This is a genomic window from Microbacterium arborescens (assembly GCF_030369635.1).
In the GTDB taxonomy this organism is placed as follows: Bacteria; Actinomycetota; Actinomycetes; order Actinomycetales; family Microbacteriaceae; genus Microbacterium.
This window is the reverse complement of the sequence record NZ_CP128474.1, coordinates 1,483,810-1,500,971: the sequence shown is the minus strand read 5'-3', so window position 1 is coordinate 1,500,971 and position 17,162 is coordinate 1,483,810. Positions and strand designations below refer to the sequence as shown.

The window sequence follows — 17,162 nt, the reverse complement described above, 5'->3', positions numbered from 1 at the left end:
CTCGACGGGAAAGCCCGGCGTTGGTCAGGTGCGCAGCCATCGGCGGATGGCGAACCCCGCAGAGACGGCTGCCAGAGCCACGCCGATCACGATCACCGCCGGCACCACCACCGCGACGTCTCCGAGGTTGACCCAGCTCGTGACGAAGTCGATCTGCGACGACAGATAGTCGCCGACGCCGATCTGCACCATCGCGATGATCGCGACGCTCGCGAGCGCCGACCCGATCAACGCGGCGAACACACCCTCGAGGATGAACGGGGTCTGGATGAACCGATTGGACGCGCCCACGAGGCGCATGATGCCGAGCTCTCGCCGGCGCGCATAAGCGGAGAGGCGAATCGTGGTCGCGATCAGAAGCACCGCGGCGATCAGCATCAGTCCGGCGATCCCGACCGCGATGTACGTGGCGACGGTGAGCGCGGAGAACAGCGGGTCGAGGTATTGCAGCTGGTTCGCGACCTCCTCGACCCCGTCGAAGTCCTTGAACGCCTCGCTGATGACATCGCTCTGCGACGGATCGGCGAGGTTGACCCAGTAGGTGTTGTTGAGCTGCTCCGGGCTGACGAACTCGGCGTAGTCCTGCCCCATGAGTGACAGGACGTTGTCGTACGCCTCCTGACTCGTCTCGAAGCGCACCTCGCGGACGACGCTCTGCAGCGCGGGAGACTCGAGTCGCTCGGCGACGGCGGCGATCTGTTCGTCGGTCGCAGCTCCGTCGGCGCAGTTCTGCACCGCGGCGTCCTCACGGCACATGTAGACGGCGACCTGAGCACGCTCGGCCCAGTAGTCCTTCGTCTTGCTGATCTGCATCTGCATGAGCATCGCCGCACCCACGAACGTGAGCGAGACGAAGGTGACGAGCACGACGGAGATCACCATCGACGCGTTGCGACGCAGGCCTGTCAGGGCCTCACCGAGGATCAGACCGACTCTCATGACGTGGGCCCCACTTCGTCGGTGCGATCGTCGCGATCGCCGAGTCCGAGCTTCTTCGCGACATCGGGGAGGCCGAGGCCGGCGAGGTCGATGTCAGGGGCGACGATCGGGATGGCCCGCGTCTCGCCCACGGGCGGCGGAGGTTCGACGGGAGCCTCGGGCGCGTCCGGAACGGGGACGTGGGCCGCCGGAGGGGTCTCGGCGATCTCGCGCTGCAGTTCGAGCACAGCCGTGAGGGCGGCGACCGCCGCGGCACCGCGAACCGGCTCGGGAGCGAGGCTGGGCAACGCGGAGGTGTCGCCGTAGCCGCCACCGACCTCATCGCGCACCATGACGCCGCCGCTCAGCTCGATGACTCGTCGCTGCATCTGGTCGACGAAGCCGGCCTCGTGGGTGGCCATGACGACCGTTGTGCCGTTGGCGTTGATGCGCGCGAGCAGCTGCATGATGTCGACGGATGTCGCGGGGTCGAGGTTTCCCGTCGGCTCGTCGGCCAGCAGCACCTGCGGACGGTTGACGATCGCGCGTGCGATGGCTACGCGCTGCTGCTCACCACCGGAGAGCTCGTGCGGCAGCCGCTTCTCCTTGCCCGCGAGGCCGACGAGAGCGAGCGCCTCCGGGACCGCCTGTGAGATGAATGCTCGCGACGAGCCGATCACCTGAAGGGTGAAGGCGACGTTCTGGAAGACGGTCTTGTTGGGCAGCAGCCGGAAGTCCTGGAACACGGCACCGATGTGGCGACGGAAGTAGGGGACCTTGCGCGTCGAGAGACCGCGCAGATCACGGCCGAGCACGACCACGCGCCCCTCGGACGCGACGTCCTCGCGCAGGATCATCCGCAGACACGACGACTTGCCGGATCCGGATGCGCCGACGAGGAAGACGAACTCGCCGCGCTGGATCTCGAAGTCGACGTCGCTGAGCGCGGGCTTCGAGGTGCCGCGATACCGCTTGCTGACGTGTTCGAACCGGATCATGACTCGATGAGCCTAAGCCGCTCCCCCGCACAACCGAGCCGCGACACCCGCGCGCCGCGGCATCCGCGCCTCAGCACTCGATCAGGCGTCGTCGTCCTTGCGCTTGCGCCAGCGGATGCCGGCGGCGATGAATCCGTCGAGGTCGCCGTCGAACACGGTCGAGGGGTTCCCGACCTCGTGGCCCGTGCGGAGGTCTTTCACGAGCTGCTGTCCGTAGAGGAAGTATGAGCGCATCTGGTCGCCCCAGCTCGCGGTGATGGTGCCCGCCAGCTCCTTCTTCTTCGCCGCCTCCTCCTCGCGCTGAAGCAGCATGAGGCGGGTCTGCAGAACCCGCATGGCCGCGGCGCGGTTCTGGATCTGCGACTTCTCGTTCTGCATCGAGACGACGATGCCGGTGGGGATGTGCGTGATCCGGACGGCCGAGTCAGTGGTGTTGACCGACTGGCCACCCGGTCCCGACGAACGGAAGACGTCGACACGGATGTCGTTCTCGGGCACGTCGACCTCGACGGCCTCCTCCATCACGGGGATGACCTCGACCGCGGCGAAGCTCGTCTGACGCTTGTCGGCGGAACCGAAGGGACTGATCCGGGCGAGACGGTGCGTTCCGGCCTCGACCGACAGAGTGCCGTACGCATAGGGCGCGTCGACCTCGAAGGTGGCCGACTTGATGCCCGCGCCTTCGGCGTAGGAGGTGTCCATGACCTTCACGGGGTACTTGTGACGCTCGGCCCATCGCAGGTACATGCGCAGGAGCATGTCGGCGAAGTCGGTGGCGTCGTCACCGCCGGCGCCCGAGCGGATGGTCACGACGGCGGCGCGGTCGTCGTATTCGCCGTCGAGGAGCGTCTGGACCTCGAGCTGACCGATGACCTCTTCGAGCTGCTTCAGCTCCTTGCGAGCTTCATCGGCAGATTCCTCGTCGTCCATCTCGATCGCGAGCTCCACCAGCACATCGAGATCGTCGAGGCGGCGCTCGACCTCGGTGACGCGCTTGAGCTCGGCCTGGCGGTGGCTGAGCGCGCTGGTGACCTTCTGCGCCTTCTCGACGTCGTCCCAGAGATCGGGCGCGCCGGCCTCCTCGGAGAGGCGGGCGATCTCGGCCCGGAGCGCCTCGACGTCGACCACCGCCTGGATGTCGGCGAACGTGGAGCGCAGGGCCTGGATGTCGGCGGAGATATCGAATTCGAGCATGGCACTCCAGAGTATCGTGGAAGCAATGGGAGCCAGCGACGAGAACGAACCGATCCGCCGCGTTCTCTGGCGTCTCGCCCCGATGATCTACGGGCCGACGACGCTGTTCGGGCTCGGCGAGGGCGCGGTCATCCCCCTGATCCCCGTGATCGCCGCGCAGCTCGGCGCGGATGTCGCTACCTCGGCGCTGGTGGCCGCAGCTCTGGTCGTCGGCCAACTGTGCGGCAATCTCCCTGCGGGGTGGGCGGTTGCGCGCATCGGCGAGCGGGCGACCATGATCATCGCGGGTCTTCTCGCCCTCGTCGGCGTGGCGGCGATGGCGTTCGCGCCGGTGCTCGGGGTGTTCGCGGCATCCGTCTTCCTCATCGGCATCTGCGCGGCCGCATTCGGCGTGGCGCGCCACGCCTTCATGACGACCCGCGTGCCCGTCACCTTCCGCGCCCGGGCGCTGTCGCTGCTCGGCGGCAGCTTCCGCCTCGGCATGTTCGTCGGTCCCTTCATCGCCGCCGCGCTGCTGTGGTTGTTTGGTGATGAGCACGCCACGATCTGGTTCTTCGGGATCTGCCTCGTCGCGATGATCGCGCTCGTCGCGTTCGGTCCCGAACCCGAGAAGCGCCTGGGCGCCGTGCCCGCCGTCGCTCGGACCGCCGCGGGTGAGGCACTGACGACCGCGCCGGTGCGCACCCGGCGAGTGCCCGGCACGGGCGTCGTCCGCACCGCCTGGCGGAACCGCGATGTGCTCGCCCGCCTCGGCGTCGCCGCCGCGTCACTATCGGCGCTGCGCTCCACCCGCCAGGTTCTGCTGCCCCTCTGGGGCGTCGCGATCGGGCTCGACGGGTCGACGATCGCACTCGTGGTCGGGGTCTCGGGCGCGATCGACTTCGCCCTCTTCTACGCCAGCGGGCAGGTCATGGACCGCTTCGGGCGTCTCTGGGCAGCGCTCCCCGCGATGCTGCTGATGAGCGCCGGCCTGATCGCACTCGCGCTGACATCCGCCAGCGCGCAGCCGGAGCTGTGGTTCGCGCTGTTCGCGGCGGTGCTCGGCGTCGGCAACGGCCTCTCGAGCGGCATCCTCCTCACCCTGGGAGCGGATGTCGCACCGACGACGAATCCCGCCCCGTTCCTCGGGTCGTGGCGGACGCTGACCGATGCGGGCGGCGCGATCGCACCGCTGCTGGTCTCCGGCATCACCGCCGTCGCGTCGCTCCCCGTCGCCGCCGCCGTCATGGGCGGCTTCGGTCTCGTCGGAGCTTTCGGCTTCATCCGGTGGGTCCCCCGGTTCGTCCCCCGGACCCGGCTGGATCGCACGCCTGGCGTCACCGACGAACCGGACGCGCCCGACGCGCCGGACCCGTCCGCGTAGCATGCTCTCCGCGCGACGACTCTCCGCGACCGCCGCTACCGCCGCGGCGGTGCTGGCTGTCGCCCTGCTTGCGGGGTGCGCCACGACCGCCCCGATGCAGACGCGAGCCGACGACACGGCGAGTCCGCCCCTGCTGGGCGACGTCGCACTGCCACCGACAGACGGGCTCCCCGACTATCAGCTCGGCGGCGCCTACCCGACTGCCGATGACGTTCGGATCGTCGGCCGCGACCGCGCATCCGAGCCCGCCGCCGGCGCCTACTCGATCTGCTACGTGAACGGGTTCCAGACGCAACCCGGCGAGCTCGACCTGTGGGAGAGCGACCTGCTCCTCACGGTCGCCGGAGCCCCCGTCGTCGACCCGGAGTGGCCCGACGAGGTGCTGCTCGACCCGTCCACGGCAGACAAGCGGGATCGGATCCTCGATCTGGTGGCCACGTGGATCCGCGGATGCGCGGAGTCGGGCTTCGATGCCGTCGAGTTCGACAATCTCGACTCCTTCACGCGATCAGGTGATGCCCTCGACATCGAGGGGAACCTCGCTCTCGCCGCTGCTTACGTCGATGCGGCCCACGCCGTGGGACTCGCAGCCGGGCAGAAGAACGCGGCGGAGTTCGCACCCCGGCTGCACGAGGAGGCGGGTTTCGACTTCGCGGTCGTCGAGGAGTGCGCAGCGTATCGAGAGTGCGACGAGTATCGCGACGTCTACGGAACGGCTGTCGTGGACATCGAGTACACCGACAATCTGCCGCGGACCTGGGCCGAGATATGTGCTGACCCCTCCACCCCCGCGTCCGTCGTCCTCCGGGATCGTGACCTCACCGTTGAGGGTGATCCTGAGCATGTGATGACCCACTGCTGAGGCGAATCATGGTGTGACCGGCCACCCGGGCGCAACCCGTTTCGTCTGGCGAACGACCCCTGAGAGCGTGGGCTGCGACCGAGGGAGATCAATGGTCGTCGAAACGACACTTGGCCGCGAGGGTACGCGGCGCGATGTGGCGCGCCGCTCGAAGAGGTCGGCCCGGCGCCTCGCGCTGATCCGCCTCGTGGTTCTCCTCGCAGCGATCTCCGGCCTGAACTACATCGTGTGGCGCTGGCTCGCCTCGGTGAACTGGGAGGCGTGGTGGATAGCCGTGCCGCTCGTGCTCGCGGAGACATACAGCCTCATCGACTCGCTCATCTTCGCTATCGGCGCCTGGCGTCTGCGCGAACGCCACGACGCGCCGCCCTTGACACGCGAGGTCACCGTCGACGTCCTCGTCACGACCTACAACGAACCGCTCGACCTCGTCATGCGCACGGCCCGTGCCGCGCAGGCCATCAGCTACCCGCATGAGACGTGGATCCTCGACGACGGCGATCGACCCGAGCTCCGCCGTCTCGCCGAGGCGGAGGGCATCGGCGTCGTCACCAGGTCGCAGGCGTGGCGTGACCGGCCACGCCACGCGAAGGCCGGGAACATCAACAACGCCCTCATGGTGACGGAGGGCGAGTTCCTGCTGATCCTCGACGCCGACCAAGTGCCTTCGCCGAGAATCCTCGATCGGGCACTCGGCTGGTTCATGGACGACAAGGTCGCCCTCGTCCAGACGCCGCAGTGGTTCGTGAACGTACCGCCCAGCGACCCGCTCGGCAGCCAGGCCCCACTGTTCTATGGCCCGATCCAGCAGTCCAAAGACGGCTGGAACGCGGCGTTCTTCTGCGGGTCCAACGCGATCCTGCGCCGCGAAGCCCTCATGCAGCTCGGCGTCTCGCGCTACGTCGATGAAGTGACGCTGGCCGTCAATCGCGGCGTGCGGTCGTCGCGCCGGGTGCTGACTCGTGCACGCCGCGACCACGGTTCCGACCCCCGCATCGCCGCCGCCCTCGACACCGTCGAAGACGCTCTCGATCAGGTGAAGGCCGAGATCGCGCGCGGTGACGCGCTCGCCGACGTGACCTATGCGTTCCAGAGCCGGATCGACCGCGTCCGCCGTGAGTTGAGCGACCAGGATGTGTCCGACGTCCGCGCAGAGCTGCGTGCGCTCGCGGAGCTCACCGCCGACACGGAGGCCCTCGCCGTCATCGACGAGGTCACCCTCGACGCTCTGGGCGATCGCAGTCTGTCACCGCTCGCCGCGCTCGAGTCGATCAGCATGCTCGTCTCGGCGTTCGACGTCGGACGCGACGAGGAGGCGCAGGCCATCATGCCCCTCGCGACCATCTCGGTGACCGAGGACATGGCGACGTCCATGCGGCTGCACGGGCTCGGTTGGAAGTCGGTGTACCACGACGAGGTGCTCGCCGAGGGCCTTGCTCCCGAAGACCTTCCCACGATGCTGACGCAGCGCCTCCGGTGGGCACAGGGCACCATGCAGGTGATGTTCCGCGAGAACCCCCTCGTGCAACGCAGCCTCAGCTGGGGCCAGCGCATCATGTACTTCGGCACGATGTGGAGCTACCTGGCCGGCTTCGCCGGCATCGTCTACATCGCCGCGCCGGTGCTCTATCTGACGTTCGGGGTCATGCCGGTGCAGGCATGGAGCGTCGACTTCTTCGCACGGTTCATCCCCTTCTTCCTCCTCAATCAGCTGCTCTTCCTCGTCGTCGCCAACGGACGCCCCACGTGGCGCGGAGCGCAGTACTCTCTCGCGCTCTTCCCCGTCTGGATCCGCTCCGTGACGACCGCGTTCGCGAATGTCTACCGCGGTCGAGCCCTCGGCTTCGCCGTCACACCGAAGACCCGCGCCACCGAGGACAGCCCGCGGTGGGACCTCGTGAAGCCCCAGCTGATCGCCATGGCCGCGCTCGTCCTGTCGCTCGTCGCCGTCGGCATCCGGTACGCCGTCGGTCAGGCCCAGGGCATCGCGCCCCTCATCAACATCGTCTGGGTGCTGTACGACCTGATGGTCTTCAGCATCATCATCCGCGCCGTGCTCTACCGGCCGCCGGCTCATCTGGAACTGAAGGAGACCTGACCCATGCTGGACCTCGATATCGACGTGCGCGACAACGGTCGGATCGTCCGCCCCCACGGCCGACTCACCATGGTCTCTGCGCGGCCTTTCCGCGAACGGATGACCGAGGAGATCGCCGCCGCGGGCGCATCGCCGGTGGTCGTCGACCTCTCCGACGTCGCCTTCATCGACTCGTCGGGCCTGGGCGCGCTCGTCGCGTGCCTCAAGACCGCCCGACAAGGCGGCGGCGACCTGCGGCTGGCCGCTCCGAGCGAACAAGTGACGATGGTGCTCGGCCTGACGAACCTCGACCGCGTGCTCCGGCCGCGCGCGACCGTGCAGGACGCTCTCGATGGATGACGACGTGCACCGGAGGCTCGTCGCCGAGGTCACGCTCGAGAGCGTCGAGGCGGTGCACGACCTCCTCGCATCGTGGTGGGACGAGGTAGGCGAGGTCGCGCCGCGCGTGCGTTTCGCCTTCGAGACCGCCGTCGTGGAGATCGCCGGCAACATCGTCGAGCACACCGTCGCGGCGCGGGGCGCCGAGGGGCGCCACTTCACGCTCGATGTCCACGCCACGCGCGACGCGCTGACAGCGACGTTCGAGGATGACGCGCAGCCGGCCGAACTCGACCTCAGTGCGGTGACGATGGCGACGGCCGATGCCGAAGACGGCCGCGGACTCGCTCTCGCGCTCGCGAGCGTCGACGCGCTCGACTACCGCTACGAGAACGGGCGCAACGTGTGGAGTCTCGAGTGCCGTCGCGAGTGAGACGACGCCTGAGACGGACACTGACAGCCCTCGCTTTCGCGGTCGCCGCTGCTCTGATCGCGGCGCCGGCTGCCGTTGCCGACACGGGCGCGGGTCCGGATGCCGCGGCAGCCCCCGACCCGGGGACAGCGGGCGTCGCGCAAGACGGGCTGTGGTTCGGCGCCGAGCTCGACTGGGGGTCCGACGGGCCCGACGGATACGCCGACCGACTCGGCGAGACGCCCGCGAGCTACGCCATCCGCCTGTCGTACCCGCTCGACGACAAGGCTCGGCAGGACTGGTCTCGTGCTGCCACCGCGGCTGCCGCCCAGGGGGCGGTGCTGATTCTGAGCATGGAGCCCCGGGCTTCGCTCTCAGACCTCACGCGCGAGGATGCCGCGGCGTTCAACGCGATGCTCGAGACGATGCAGGCCGACTACGACACGCACCATCTGGTGCGATTCGCCCCCGAGATGAACGGCTCGTGGACCTCGTGGGGGCAGCAGCCGCGGGAGTTCGTGCGCGCCTTCGAGACGGTGGCCGACGCCGTCCACGACGGCCGGTCGGGCGCGGAGATGGTCTGGGCCCCGTCGTACGGCGCGGGGTACCCCTTCGAGCGCGCCGACGGGCGCCTCGACGACCTCTCCCCCGCGGACCTTCGTGCGCTCGACACCGACGCGGACGGACTGCTGACCGAGGCCGACGACCCGTACAGCCCCTACTTCCCCGACGCGGATGCCGTCGACCGGGTAGGCCTGACGATGTTCTACTTCGGCAAGGGCGAGTCGGGTGCCGCCGCGGGTCGCGACGTGCCGCTCGTGTCGAACAGTGCTCCCGACGAGGGTGAGGTGGCCGCGCGCCTCGACGAGCAGTGGGGCTACACCGTGCCGCAGGCGGAGACCTTCTACGACAGGTTCGCGGCGGGCGAGAGCCGGGACCTTCTGCTCGACACCGGCGCGCTCTACGACTTCTCACTCGACGGAAACACCGAGCTCGCCGTCAAGCAGGGCTGGTGGCGCCAGGTGCTCGCCGAGCTGCCCGACCACCCGCGGATCACCGCGGTCACCTGGCTCGAGGCCGTGCGCGAGGAAGCCGAGGCGGGCGCGCAGGAAGTCGACTGGCGTCTAACCGCCTCGGGTGAGCTGGCGAGCGCGTTCCGCGCCGACCTCGCGGCATCCGGGCAGGTGCAGTGGAGTCCGATCACCGACGTGGTCACCCCCGAGCAGGCCTCGGCCAGCACCGTGCAGGTGCGCGAGGGCAACGACGAGATGAATTGGATCACCGGCGCCGCCGTCGTGCTCGCCATCGCGTTCCTCGTCTCGGGGATCGTGGGACGGATGCTGCCGTCGTGGCGCTACCCCGACGATTCCGCGACTCGCGACCTGCGCATCGACATGATGCGGGGCTTCGTCATCATCGTGGTCGTCGTGACGCACATCGAGGTGCTGAGCCCGTACTCCTTCGCATCGCTGAATATCATCGGCGCCATCACGGGCGCGGAGCTGTTCGTGCTCCTGAGCGGCGTCGTCCTCGGCATGGTTTTCCCCGCGGCAGTCAAACGAGGCGGCGAATGGGGCGCGACTCTCGCAGCGTGGGCGCGGGCGCGGAAGCAGTACCTCGTCGCCCTCGCCGTCATCCTGCTGATCTTCGTCGTCAGCTTCGTGCCGTTCATCGACGCGTCCGCGATCATGACGTTCACCGACCGAGGCACCGGGGAGGACGGGCAGACCACGACCGGGCGCGTCTACGATCTCTACCCGAACGCCGACCGCCTGCTCGACTACCCGCCGCCCTGGTACGCAGTGCGTCAGCTGCTCCTGCTCGAGATGGGGCCGTGGCCGTTCAACATCATGGGCCTGTTCGTCGTCCTGAGTCTGGCCTATCCGGCCCTCATGTGGCTCATCCGGCGGCGCCTGTGGTGGCTCGTCCTCGCGGGGAGCTGGGGCCTGTACGCCCTCCACATCACGATGCCGGAGCTGTCGCCGCTGCCGTCGCAGTTCAACGCCGTATTCCCGCTGCTGGCCTGGCAGGTGCTGTTCACGCACGGACTCGTCATCGGGTACTACCGGCGACCGATCATCCGGGCGCTCACCTCGAGACCGGGGAAGATCTTCGTCGGAATCTTCGTCGTCGGCTACGCCGGGTTCCTCGTCTACCTTTGGGCGGGCGACAGCTTCGGGTTCGAGTCAGCCCCCTTCCCCGCTGGTCTTTACGCGATGCTGTACGACTCCGGCTACCCGCGCATCGATCTGCACTGGGGGCGCCTGCTCGACCTGGTCCTCGTGATCACCTGCAGCTATGCCGTGCTCACGGTGGCCTGGAAGCCGATCAACGCGGTCATGGGCTGGCTGTGGATCCCGCTGGGCCAGGCGAGCCTCTACGTCTTCATCGTGCACGTCTTCTTCGTGCTCGCCGTCGCGAACATCCCCGGCCTCGACCGGCAGAGCTTCTGGCAGGGGACGCTCATCCACACCGCCGTCATCGCGCTCATCTACCTGATGGTGCGACGGCGGTTCCTGTTCTCGGTGATCCCCCGCTGAGCTCGGGGCGATCGACGCAGGTCAGCGCACGGAGATGACGACTGCGGTCACATCGTCGTCGACGGTGTGTTCGGAGACGCGGATCGAGAGCTCGTCGAAGAACGCGTCGGGCTCGGCCGCACGGCGCAGGTCTTCGCCGATCAGGCGCAGGCTGTCGAGCGTGGAGTCGTAGGCGTCGAGGGCGCCATCCGAGACGGAGATGATGAGGTCGCCGTGACCGACCACGGTCTCGCCTGCCTCCCAATCGGCATCGGACGGGCGGAGGCCGAGCGGCAGGTTGCGTGAGCTCAGACGTTCGCTCGTGCCGTCGGCGCGGAGCAGCAGGGTGAGTCCGTGACCGGCGTCGACGTAGGCCACGCGGCCGCTCCGGGTGTCGATCACCGCGTGGAACAGGGTCGCGAAGGTGTCACGGTAGCGCTTGTCGTGGCGGGCGTAGTCCTCGACCGACAGCATCGCCTCGACGGGGTCGAGGTGAGCACGCTGTTGGAGCGCGCCGATCAGTTCCTCAGCGAAACCGCCTGCCTCCTCGCCCTTGCCCATCACGTCGGCGAGGGTGACGATGATGCGGTCGCCGAGCTGCTGCCAGCTGCTGCGGTCGCCGCTCACCTGCCCGTGCGGGATCGCCAGGGCGGCGAGGCGGACCTCTCCCGCCGTAAGGCGGTCATCGCGTACGGCGGGGACCGTGGCGCCCTCGGGCAGCGGCACCGATCCGGCGCCGTCGGGGTCGTCCATGCGCATCTCAGCCTGAGCCCAGAGACCGAAGCGCTCGAAGGCGTCGCGGTCGGTGTCGCTGAGCTCGCGGGGCGAGGTGTCGAGCAGGCAGAGCGTGCCGACGGTCTCCCCCGCGTCCGTGTGGATCGGAAAGCCCGCGTAGAAGCGGATGCCGTGCTCGGCGACGATCGCACGGTCGGCGAACCGCGGGTCGGCGCGCCCGTCGCGCACCTCGAGCACGGCGGGCTGCTTGACGGCCTCGCCGCAGAACGAGTCCTCGATCGGGGTGTGCGTGAAATCGGACTCCGCCGGCTGCGACTTCGTGAACACCGTCTCGGAGTTCACGACGTTGACGACGGCATAGTCGACGTCGAACATCTCGCGCGCGAGCCGCGTGATGCGGTCGAAGCGCTCCTCCGGGGCGGTGTCCATCAGGCCGAGTCGCGTCACCGCGTCGTCGTCGACATCGAGTTGCTGGGTCATGAGCGGGCTCCCCCTCCACGCATAGCCGGTCCCTCGACCCTATCCAGCGCGATTTGTGCCGGGAAGGAGGTTGCGGAATGACCGCGCATCGCGGACTCAGCGCAGCACGGTGCGGCTCGTCGCCGTCGCCTCGATCCGTACGCCGTCGGGCACGAACAGGGACGCCACGGGGGGATGCCACACCGTGGCCACGGTGACGCGAGCGGATACGCCATCGGGCGTGGCGGCATCGACGAGCGTCGCGTCGACGGACGCCGCGATGACCTCGGCGGCCAGGTCATGGACGTCGGCCGGGTCGAGTCGCGCGCGCGGTGAGCCGCCTTCGACGACGAAGGTGAACCCGTCGGATGCCGCCAGCGCTGCGGCCTCCGCGACCGTGTCCGCGCGTTTGTGCGCGAGGTAGAGGCTCATCGCGTCGACGCTGACGAGCACCAGCGCGATGGCGAGGAGGGCGTAGCCGAGCGTGAGCGGCAGCACGCTCCCCTCGTTCCCCAGGCGGGACCGTCTCTTCACGATCAGCCCCACACCCGCGGCATCCGTTGCACCGCGGTCGCCTCGATCGGAACACGGGCGAGCCGGTCGAGGCCGAGTACGGGAGGCACGAGCGGCAGCACCGCGTCGGTGCGCGCCGTGACGCGAACGATCTCACCCGCTCCGGGGCAGGGACCGCTGCCCGAACACTCGACGGCGAGCGCGAGGTCGTCGGCCGTCATTCCGTACTCGGCGGCGATCGCCTGCGTGATCGCGTCGACACGCGTATCGGCCTGAGCGACATCCGCGGCTGTCGCGATCGCACGGGCGACGTGTCGCGCAGCCGCCTGGGCGGCGAACGTGTGCGACTGCACGATTCCGAGTGAGACGATCAGGTAGACGACGGGGACGAGCAGGATGAGTCCGGCGGTCAGGAACTCGAGCGACGCGGAGCCGTCGTCGTTTCGGTGTCGTTCACTCTCCGTCGTCGGCCGGTGCATGGGCGGTCACCTCCCATGCGGCCGGTATGCCCGCCAACCCGATGAGCGGCAGGGTGATCCGCATCGCCACCTGCACCATGGTCGCCTCGCCCACCGTGGTGCGGCGTGTCTGCACGTCTTGCACGAACGCCGGCCCGAGCGTCCTGTCGACGATGTCTCGGGCGCGCGCTGCTCCCTCCTCGTCGGTCACATCGGCGAGCGCGGCGTCGTAGGCGCCCTCGACGGCCGCGTCGTGTGCGACCCCGCGGACGTAGACGGCGAGGGCGAGCTGGATGACCCCCAGAATGAGCAGAGTCAGGAGCGCTCCGACCATCACGAACTCCGCCGGACTCGAACCTCGCTCGTCGAGAGTCAGCGCCACGTCACAGTCCAGACACCCGTGCGATGGCCTGCTCGAAGAGGTTCGACAGCGCGGGACCGGCGAGCGCCCAGATGACCACGACGAGCCCCGCCGTCATCAAGGTCACGAGCACCCAGCCGGGAACATCACCCTGCTCGTCATCCCGGAGGTCTCGTACCGTGCCGCGGACCATCGTGATCAGTCCCCTCATTGTGTTTCCTTTCTTCGTCTTCGACTTCGCTCACAGGCCCAGGCGCAGCATCACGATGCCGGGGAACACTGCGAACAGGACCGAGAGAGGCAGCACGAGGAAGACCAGCGGAAGGAGCATCAGGATCTCTTTGCGCCCGGCCTGTTCGATCAGGACGCGCTTCGCGTCTTCCCGCGCATCAGCGGCCTGCGTTTGCAGCACCTGCGCCAAGGGAGCACCGCGTTCGACGGCGCCGACGAGCTGGTCGACCGCGCGGTCGACGCTCGCCACCTCGAGTGAGCGCGCCATCTCGCGCAGGGCGTCGGTCAGGGTCGACCCGGTTCCGGCCGCGAGGACCGCAGCACGCAAGTGTGCGGTCAGTTCACCGGCACCCACCTCGCTGACGCGACGCAACGCATCGTGGAGGCCCTCTCCCGCAGAGAGGCAGAGCGCGAGGAACTCCAGCACCGTCGGCACCTCTTCACGCACCTGCCGCATCCGGTTCTCGGCGGCCTGTACCAGCACCACGTGGAGAACGAGAATTCCCGCGGCAGCGAGCACGAACGGCAGCAGCAGCGTCGCCCCGTTCGCCTCTCCGCGCATCGCCACTGCGACCGTCAGCGTGGTGCCCGCCGTGAGTCCCCCGATCCCCGCGAACAGCTGGCGGACACGGAAGCCCTCGGGTGTCAGGGCCCAGCCCGCCCGCACGAGTCGTCGGCGGAGTGCTTCCGATCCGCCGAGCTTCGCCGCTATGTGGATGCTGAGCTCTCGCCAGCCCCCGAGCCAGGACGGTCCCGGATGGAGCGGGGTCAGGCCGATCGGATCGGCGATATCGCGCAAGTAGGGGGCGATCCTGCGTTCGAGGGGCGGCGCGATCCACCGCGGCATCCCGGAGATCGTGAGAAGGAGGCCCGAAGCAAGTGCAGTACCCAGCAAGACGGCAACGGCGAGATCCGACATACCGGTCAGCGCACCCACCGCCGCGGTTCGGGAAGCCTGCCGATCCGCAGCATGACCCGGTACGCGACGAACGACACCGCCGCGCCCACGATGATGAGGACGGTTCCTTCTCCCGAGGCATACGCGCGAGCGCCTTCGGGGCGAAGCGACAGAAGCGTGAGCACCACCCAGGGAGCGATCAATCCGAGCACTGCTGCACCTCTGATCCACGACTGGCGTGCCTCCACCTCAGCGCGGAGAGCCGCATCGGCACGAACGGACGTCGAGAGCGCCCTGAGCACCGGGACCAGCTCAGTCCCTCCCACCTGCCGGGCCATCCGAAGCGTCTCCACGATGCGGTCGGCCACGGGATCTGCGAGCACCGTCTGCAGACGCGCGGCACTGGTGTCGAAGTGTCCGGAGGCGGCGAGGTCTCGCTCGAACCCCCTGAACGCGGGGCGAAGGGCCGGCGGCCCGGTCTCCGCGATCGACGAGACCGCGTCGCCGAGCGGCATCCCGGCTCGAACGGATGCGACGAGCAGGTCGCACACGTCGGGCCATAGCCCGCGGCGCGCCCGCCGCAGTCTGCGGGAGCGGGAGCGCAGCCAGGCCGTCGGCAGCAGGACGCCCGCACCGGCGGCGAGGAGGGCGACGGCGGGGAGCGACGTCACCAGCCACGCAGCCGCGGCGGCAAGCGCTGCCGTCCCGACCGAGATGGCGCCGAACCCGCTCACCGGGGCCTGCGCGAATCCAGCAGAGCCAAGGAGGTCGCGACCGAAGCGCCGAGCGCGACCGGATGTCGCCGGTGTCGTCGCCGTGCGAGGCGACAGCCAGGGCAGGACGATGAGCACTAGCCCTGCACCGAGCGTTGCGCCCCACAGCAGGATCACGCCGGGCTCCGATAGATCGACCGCGTCGCGACGACCCCGTCGATGACGGCGCCGGTGGGAGACACGATCTCGGCGACGCGTCGACGTCCCGAAGCCAGGAGCTCGCAGTGCACCACGAGGTCGACGGATGCCGCGAGAGCGTCGCGCACGAACTCGATGTCGATGTTCCGTCCGGCCAGGAGCGGGAGCGCTGAGAGCTTCCGAAGCGCGTCGGCGGCGGAGTTCGCGTGCACGGTCGCGGCGGCGGGGACGCCGGTGTTGAGAGCGAGGAGCAAGTCGAGAGCTTCGGCATCGCGCACCTCGCCGACGACGAGGCGGTCGGGTCGCATGCGGAGGGCTTCCTTCACGAGGCGTCGCAGCGTCACCTCTCCTCCGCCTTCGAGGCTCGGCTGGCGGGCCTGCAGGGCGACCACATCGGGCAGATCAACGGCGAGCTCGAAGGTCTCCTCGACCGTGACGACCCGCTGCGCGGGTGGGCTCGCCGCGATCAGTGCGCTGAGCATGGTCGTCTTCCCCGCGTGGGTCGCACCGGAGACGATGATGTTCCGTCCGTGTGCGATCGCCGTGCGTAGGATGTCCGCCGCCTCGACCGTCACCGACCCGATGTCCACCAGGTCGTCGAGCGTGCGGAACGTGCGGAGGAACTTGCGGACGTTCACAGCCCAGTGCCGCGTGATGTCGGGGATGACCACGTGGAGCCGCGAACCGTCCGGGAGCGACGCGTCAGCGAAGGGCTGGCTCAGATCGACGCGCCGACCGCTCGCGTGCAGCATCCGTTCGACCAGGTCGCGCACCTGACCCTCGGACAGGGTCAGCGCGACTCTCTCGCTCCGGCCGCCGCGAGCGACGAAGATCCGGTCGGGAGCGTTGATCCACAGCTCCTCCACGCTCGGGTCGTCCAGAAGCGCCTGCAACGGGCCGTACCCGGCGACGGATGCAAGAACGCGCCGCACCGCTGAGTGCTCATCGTCGACAGCCTCCAACCCCCGCGCCAGGGCGAAGTCGTTGTGCCGCTGGACTTCTGCGATCGCGACGCGCTCGACCTCTTCCGGTCGCTGCGCGGGATCGATCCCCTCCGACCGGAGCCGATCGCGCAGACTGCACGCGATACGCGTCTCTGGGGGCAGGTCAGGGGGCTCGAAGCCGGGTGCGGATGACGGGGTACTGCTCACCCCTGCATCGTTGCCGCTATCCGACGAGGCGGTGGCGACTTTCCACAGTGCCAGATCGGTTGGTCTCTTCAACCCGAACGTCGGCCTGAAACGCGGCGGCTGGCTGTCGCATTCGCGCGGACGACGTGTCGTGTTGCCGAATCGAGGCACGCGACCTCTCGACGAGATGCGGCCGCAACACGACGAGCTGACTGCAGAGGCGCTAAACGACCTGGCGAATGCCATGCCGTAGATGACATTGCGGCGACTGATTCGCACGTAGGCGCGGACGGCAGGACGGTGTTCGTGGGGTGGCGTGGCGTTGTGGGTGACGTCGAGCTTGGCGCTGACAGGTGATACTTCAGCGAGCGACATCGGTACGAGAGAGACCCCCGCAGGTAATCACCCACGGGGGTCTTCCATTCTCCTACTGTGTGCGGCACTTACGTCGGAGATGTCTGCTTCCAGTTTGGGCGGACTTTCCATGCGACGAAGGCGCTTGCTGCGAAGATCGCTCCGAGCGCGGCAGGGATCCAACTCTGCACGGTGGCGTCATCGCCGAGCGCCGCTGGTAGCAACCAGATCAGGCTCGCTCCCGCCCCCACTGCGATGATGAAGAAGAGGAGAAACTGGCCTCTCGAACGCTTCATGACTCAACCTCCGGTGAAGCAGCCCATGACGGCTCCGATAGACGCGCCGTCAACGGCCGCGATGCCGCCGATGCGTGCTGCACAGATGGTAGCAGTGGGGGCGTAACGGGCACCCCGCATCGTGGCGGCTACCC

The 17,162-nt window shown here is 68.7% G+C and carries 18 protein-coding genes; 6 read left to right on the top strand and 12 right to left on the bottom strand.

From position 1 onward, the window contains the following. Positions 1-24 precede the first annotated feature (24 nt). The 3 genes from ftsX to prfB all read right to left on the bottom strand — a co-directional run bounded on the left by ftsX (position 25) and on the right by prfB (position 3,110). A complete protein-coding gene (ftsX, locus tag QUC20_RS07105) occupies positions 25-939 on the bottom strand; it encodes a permease-like cell division protein FtsX (protein ID WP_289331347.1) in 915 nt (304 codons plus the stop codon). Beyond that, complete coding sequence (gene ftsE, locus QUC20_RS07100) at positions 936-1,916, bottom strand: cell division ATP-binding protein FtsE (RefSeq protein WP_120262774.1); 981 nt, start codon at positions 1,914-1,916, stop codon at positions 936-938. The genes ftsX and ftsE overlap by 4 nt, the downstream gene beginning before the upstream one ends. 81 nt (positions 1,917-1,997) lie before the next feature. Continuing rightward, the gene (prfB, locus tag QUC20_RS07095; RefSeq protein WP_120262775.1) at positions 1,998-3,110 is read right to left on the bottom strand and encodes a peptide chain release factor 2; all 1,113 of its coding nucleotides are present in this window, start codon (positions 3,108-3,110) and stop codon (positions 1,998-2,000) included. Positions 3,111-3,135: 25 nt separating this feature from the next. Between prfB and QUC20_RS07090 the strand changes: the two genes are divergently transcribed. The 6 genes from QUC20_RS07090 (at position 3,136) to opgC (ending at position 10,703) form a co-directional block, all read left to right on the top strand. Further along, a complete protein-coding gene (locus QUC20_RS07090; RefSeq protein WP_289331489.1) occupies positions 3,136-4,473 on the top strand; it encodes an MFS transporter in 1,338 nt (445 codons plus the stop codon). A 1-nt stretch (position 4,474) separates the two neighbouring features. Then, positions 4,475-5,335 (top strand): endo alpha-1,4 polygalactosaminidase, encoded by an 861-nt coding sequence (locus QUC20_RS07085; protein WP_289331346.1) that lies wholly within the window; start codon positions 4,475-4,477, stop codon positions 5,333-5,335. A 91-nt stretch (positions 5,336-5,426) separates the two neighbouring features. Then, positions 5,427-7,433 (top strand): glycosyltransferase family 2 protein, encoded by a 2,007-nt coding sequence (locus QUC20_RS07080; protein WP_289331345.1) that lies wholly within the window; start codon positions 5,427-5,429, stop codon positions 7,431-7,433. A gap of 3 nt (positions 7,434-7,436) precedes the next feature. Beyond that, the gene (locus QUC20_RS07075) at positions 7,437-7,772 is read left to right on the top strand and encodes an STAS domain-containing protein (protein ID WP_434543659.1); all 336 of its coding nucleotides are present in this window, start codon (positions 7,437-7,439) and stop codon (positions 7,770-7,772) included. Continuing rightward, positions 7,765-8,184, top strand: coding sequence for an ATP-binding protein (locus tag QUC20_RS07070; RefSeq protein ID WP_289331344.1), 420 nt, complete (start codon positions 7,765-7,767; stop codon positions 8,182-8,184). Before QUC20_RS07075 ends, QUC20_RS07070 begins: the two co-directional genes overlap by 8 nt. Further along, positions 8,181-10,703 (top strand): OpgC domain-containing protein, encoded by a 2,523-nt coding sequence (opgC, locus tag QUC20_RS07065; protein ID WP_289331343.1) that lies wholly within the window; start codon positions 8,181-8,183, stop codon positions 10,701-10,703. Before QUC20_RS07070 ends, opgC begins: the two co-directional genes overlap by 4 nt. A gap of 21 nt (positions 10,704-10,724) precedes the next feature. Here the strand turns inward: opgC and QUC20_RS07060 are convergent, their stop codons facing one another. From QUC20_RS07060 to QUC20_RS07020, 9 genes are all read right to left on the bottom strand, one after another. Further along, positions 10,725-11,897, bottom strand: coding sequence for a SpoIIE family protein phosphatase (locus QUC20_RS07060; protein ID WP_289331342.1), 1,173 nt, complete (start codon positions 11,895-11,897; stop codon positions 10,725-10,727). 96 nt (positions 11,898-11,993) lie between these two features. After that, positions 11,994-12,410 (bottom strand): pilus assembly protein TadG-related protein, encoded by a 417-nt coding sequence (locus tag QUC20_RS07055; protein ID WP_289331341.1) that lies wholly within the window; start codon positions 12,408-12,410, stop codon positions 11,994-11,996. Between the two features lie 2 nt (positions 12,411-12,412). Beyond that, positions 12,413-12,868, bottom strand: a complete 456-nt coding sequence (locus tag QUC20_RS07050) for a TadE family protein (protein ID WP_289331340.1) — start codon at positions 12,866-12,868, stop codon at positions 12,413-12,415. After that, a complete protein-coding gene (locus QUC20_RS07045) occupies positions 12,843-13,181 on the bottom strand; it encodes a TadE/TadG family type IV pilus assembly protein (protein WP_434543665.1) in 339 nt (112 codons plus the stop codon). Before QUC20_RS07045 ends, QUC20_RS07050 begins: the two co-directional genes overlap by 26 nt. Positions 13,182-13,230: 49 nt before the next feature. Then, positions 13,231-13,419 (bottom strand): hypothetical protein, encoded by a 189-nt coding sequence (locus QUC20_RS07040; protein ID WP_120262783.1) that lies wholly within the window; start codon positions 13,417-13,419, stop codon positions 13,231-13,233. Positions 13,420-13,449: 30 nt separating this feature from the next. After that, positions 13,450-14,286, bottom strand: coding sequence for a type II secretion system F family protein (locus QUC20_RS07035; protein ID WP_289331338.1), 837 nt, complete (start codon positions 14,284-14,286; stop codon positions 13,450-13,452). 77 nt (positions 14,287-14,363) lie between these two features. Next, complete coding sequence (locus QUC20_RS07030) at positions 14,364-15,227, bottom strand: type II secretion system F family protein (protein WP_289331337.1); 864 nt, start codon at positions 15,225-15,227, stop codon at positions 14,364-14,366. Beyond that, positions 15,224-16,399 (bottom strand): TadA family conjugal transfer-associated ATPase, encoded by a 1,176-nt coding sequence (locus QUC20_RS07025; protein WP_434543658.1) that lies wholly within the window; start codon positions 16,397-16,399, stop codon positions 15,224-15,226. The genes QUC20_RS07030 and QUC20_RS07025 overlap by 4 nt, the downstream gene beginning before the upstream one ends. Before the next feature lie 422 nt (positions 16,400-16,821). Beyond that, positions 16,822-17,028, bottom strand: coding sequence for a hypothetical protein (locus QUC20_RS07020; protein WP_147374349.1), 207 nt, complete (start codon positions 17,026-17,028; stop codon positions 16,822-16,824). Positions 17,029-17,162: the final 134 nt, after the last annotated feature.

Bases quoted from the DNA above. Each gene is read 5' to 3' on its own strand.
- QUC20_RS07060 (WP_289331342.1), bottom strand. From the start codon at position 11,897: ATGACCCAGCAACTCGATGTCGACGACGACGCGGTGACGCGACTCGGC.
- ftsE (WP_120262774.1), bottom strand. From the start codon at position 1,916: ATGATCCGGTTCGAACACGTCAGCAAGCGGTATCGCGGCACCTCGAAG.
- QUC20_RS07070 (WP_289331344.1), top strand. From the start codon at position 7,765: ATGGATGACGACGTGCACCGGAGGCTCGTCGCCGAGGTCACGCTCGAG.
- QUC20_RS07020 (WP_147374349.1), bottom strand. From the start codon at position 17,028: ATGAAGCGTTCGAGAGGCCAGTTTCTCCTCTTCTTCATCATCGCAGTG.
- QUC20_RS07085 (WP_289331346.1), top strand. From the start codon at position 4,475: ATGCTCTCCGCGCGACGACTCTCCGCGACCGCCGCTACCGCCGCGGCG.
- QUC20_RS07045 (WP_434543665.1), bottom strand. From the start codon at position 13,181: ATGGTCGGAGCGCTCCTGACTCTGCTCATTCTGGGGGTCATCCAGCTC.
- ftsX (WP_289331347.1), bottom strand. From the start codon at position 939: ATGAGAGTCGGTCTGATCCTCGGTGAGGCCCTGACAGGCCTGCGTCGC.
- QUC20_RS07050 (WP_289331340.1), bottom strand. From the start codon at position 12,868: ATGCACCGGCCGACGACGGAGAGTGAACGACACCGAAACGACGACGGC.
- prfB (WP_120262775.1), bottom strand. From the start codon at position 3,110: ATGCTCGAATTCGATATCTCCGCCGACATCCAGGCCCTGCGCTCCACG.
- QUC20_RS07035 (WP_289331338.1), bottom strand. From the start codon at position 14,286: ATGCCGCGGTGGATCGCGCCGCCCCTCGAACGCAGGATCGCCCCCTAC.
- QUC20_RS07075 (WP_434543659.1), top strand. From the start codon at position 7,437: ATGCTGGACCTCGATATCGACGTGCGCGACAACGGTCGGATCGTCCGC.
- QUC20_RS07090 (WP_289331489.1), top strand. From the start codon at position 3,136: ATGGGAGCCAGCGACGAGAACGAACCGATCCGCCGCGTTCTCTGGCGT.
- QUC20_RS07080 (WP_289331345.1), top strand. From the start codon at position 5,427: ATGGTCGTCGAAACGACACTTGGCCGCGAGGGTACGCGGCGCGATGTG.
- QUC20_RS07040 (WP_120262783.1), bottom strand. From the start codon at position 13,419: ATGAGGGGACTGATCACGATGGTCCGCGGCACGGTACGAGACCTCCGG.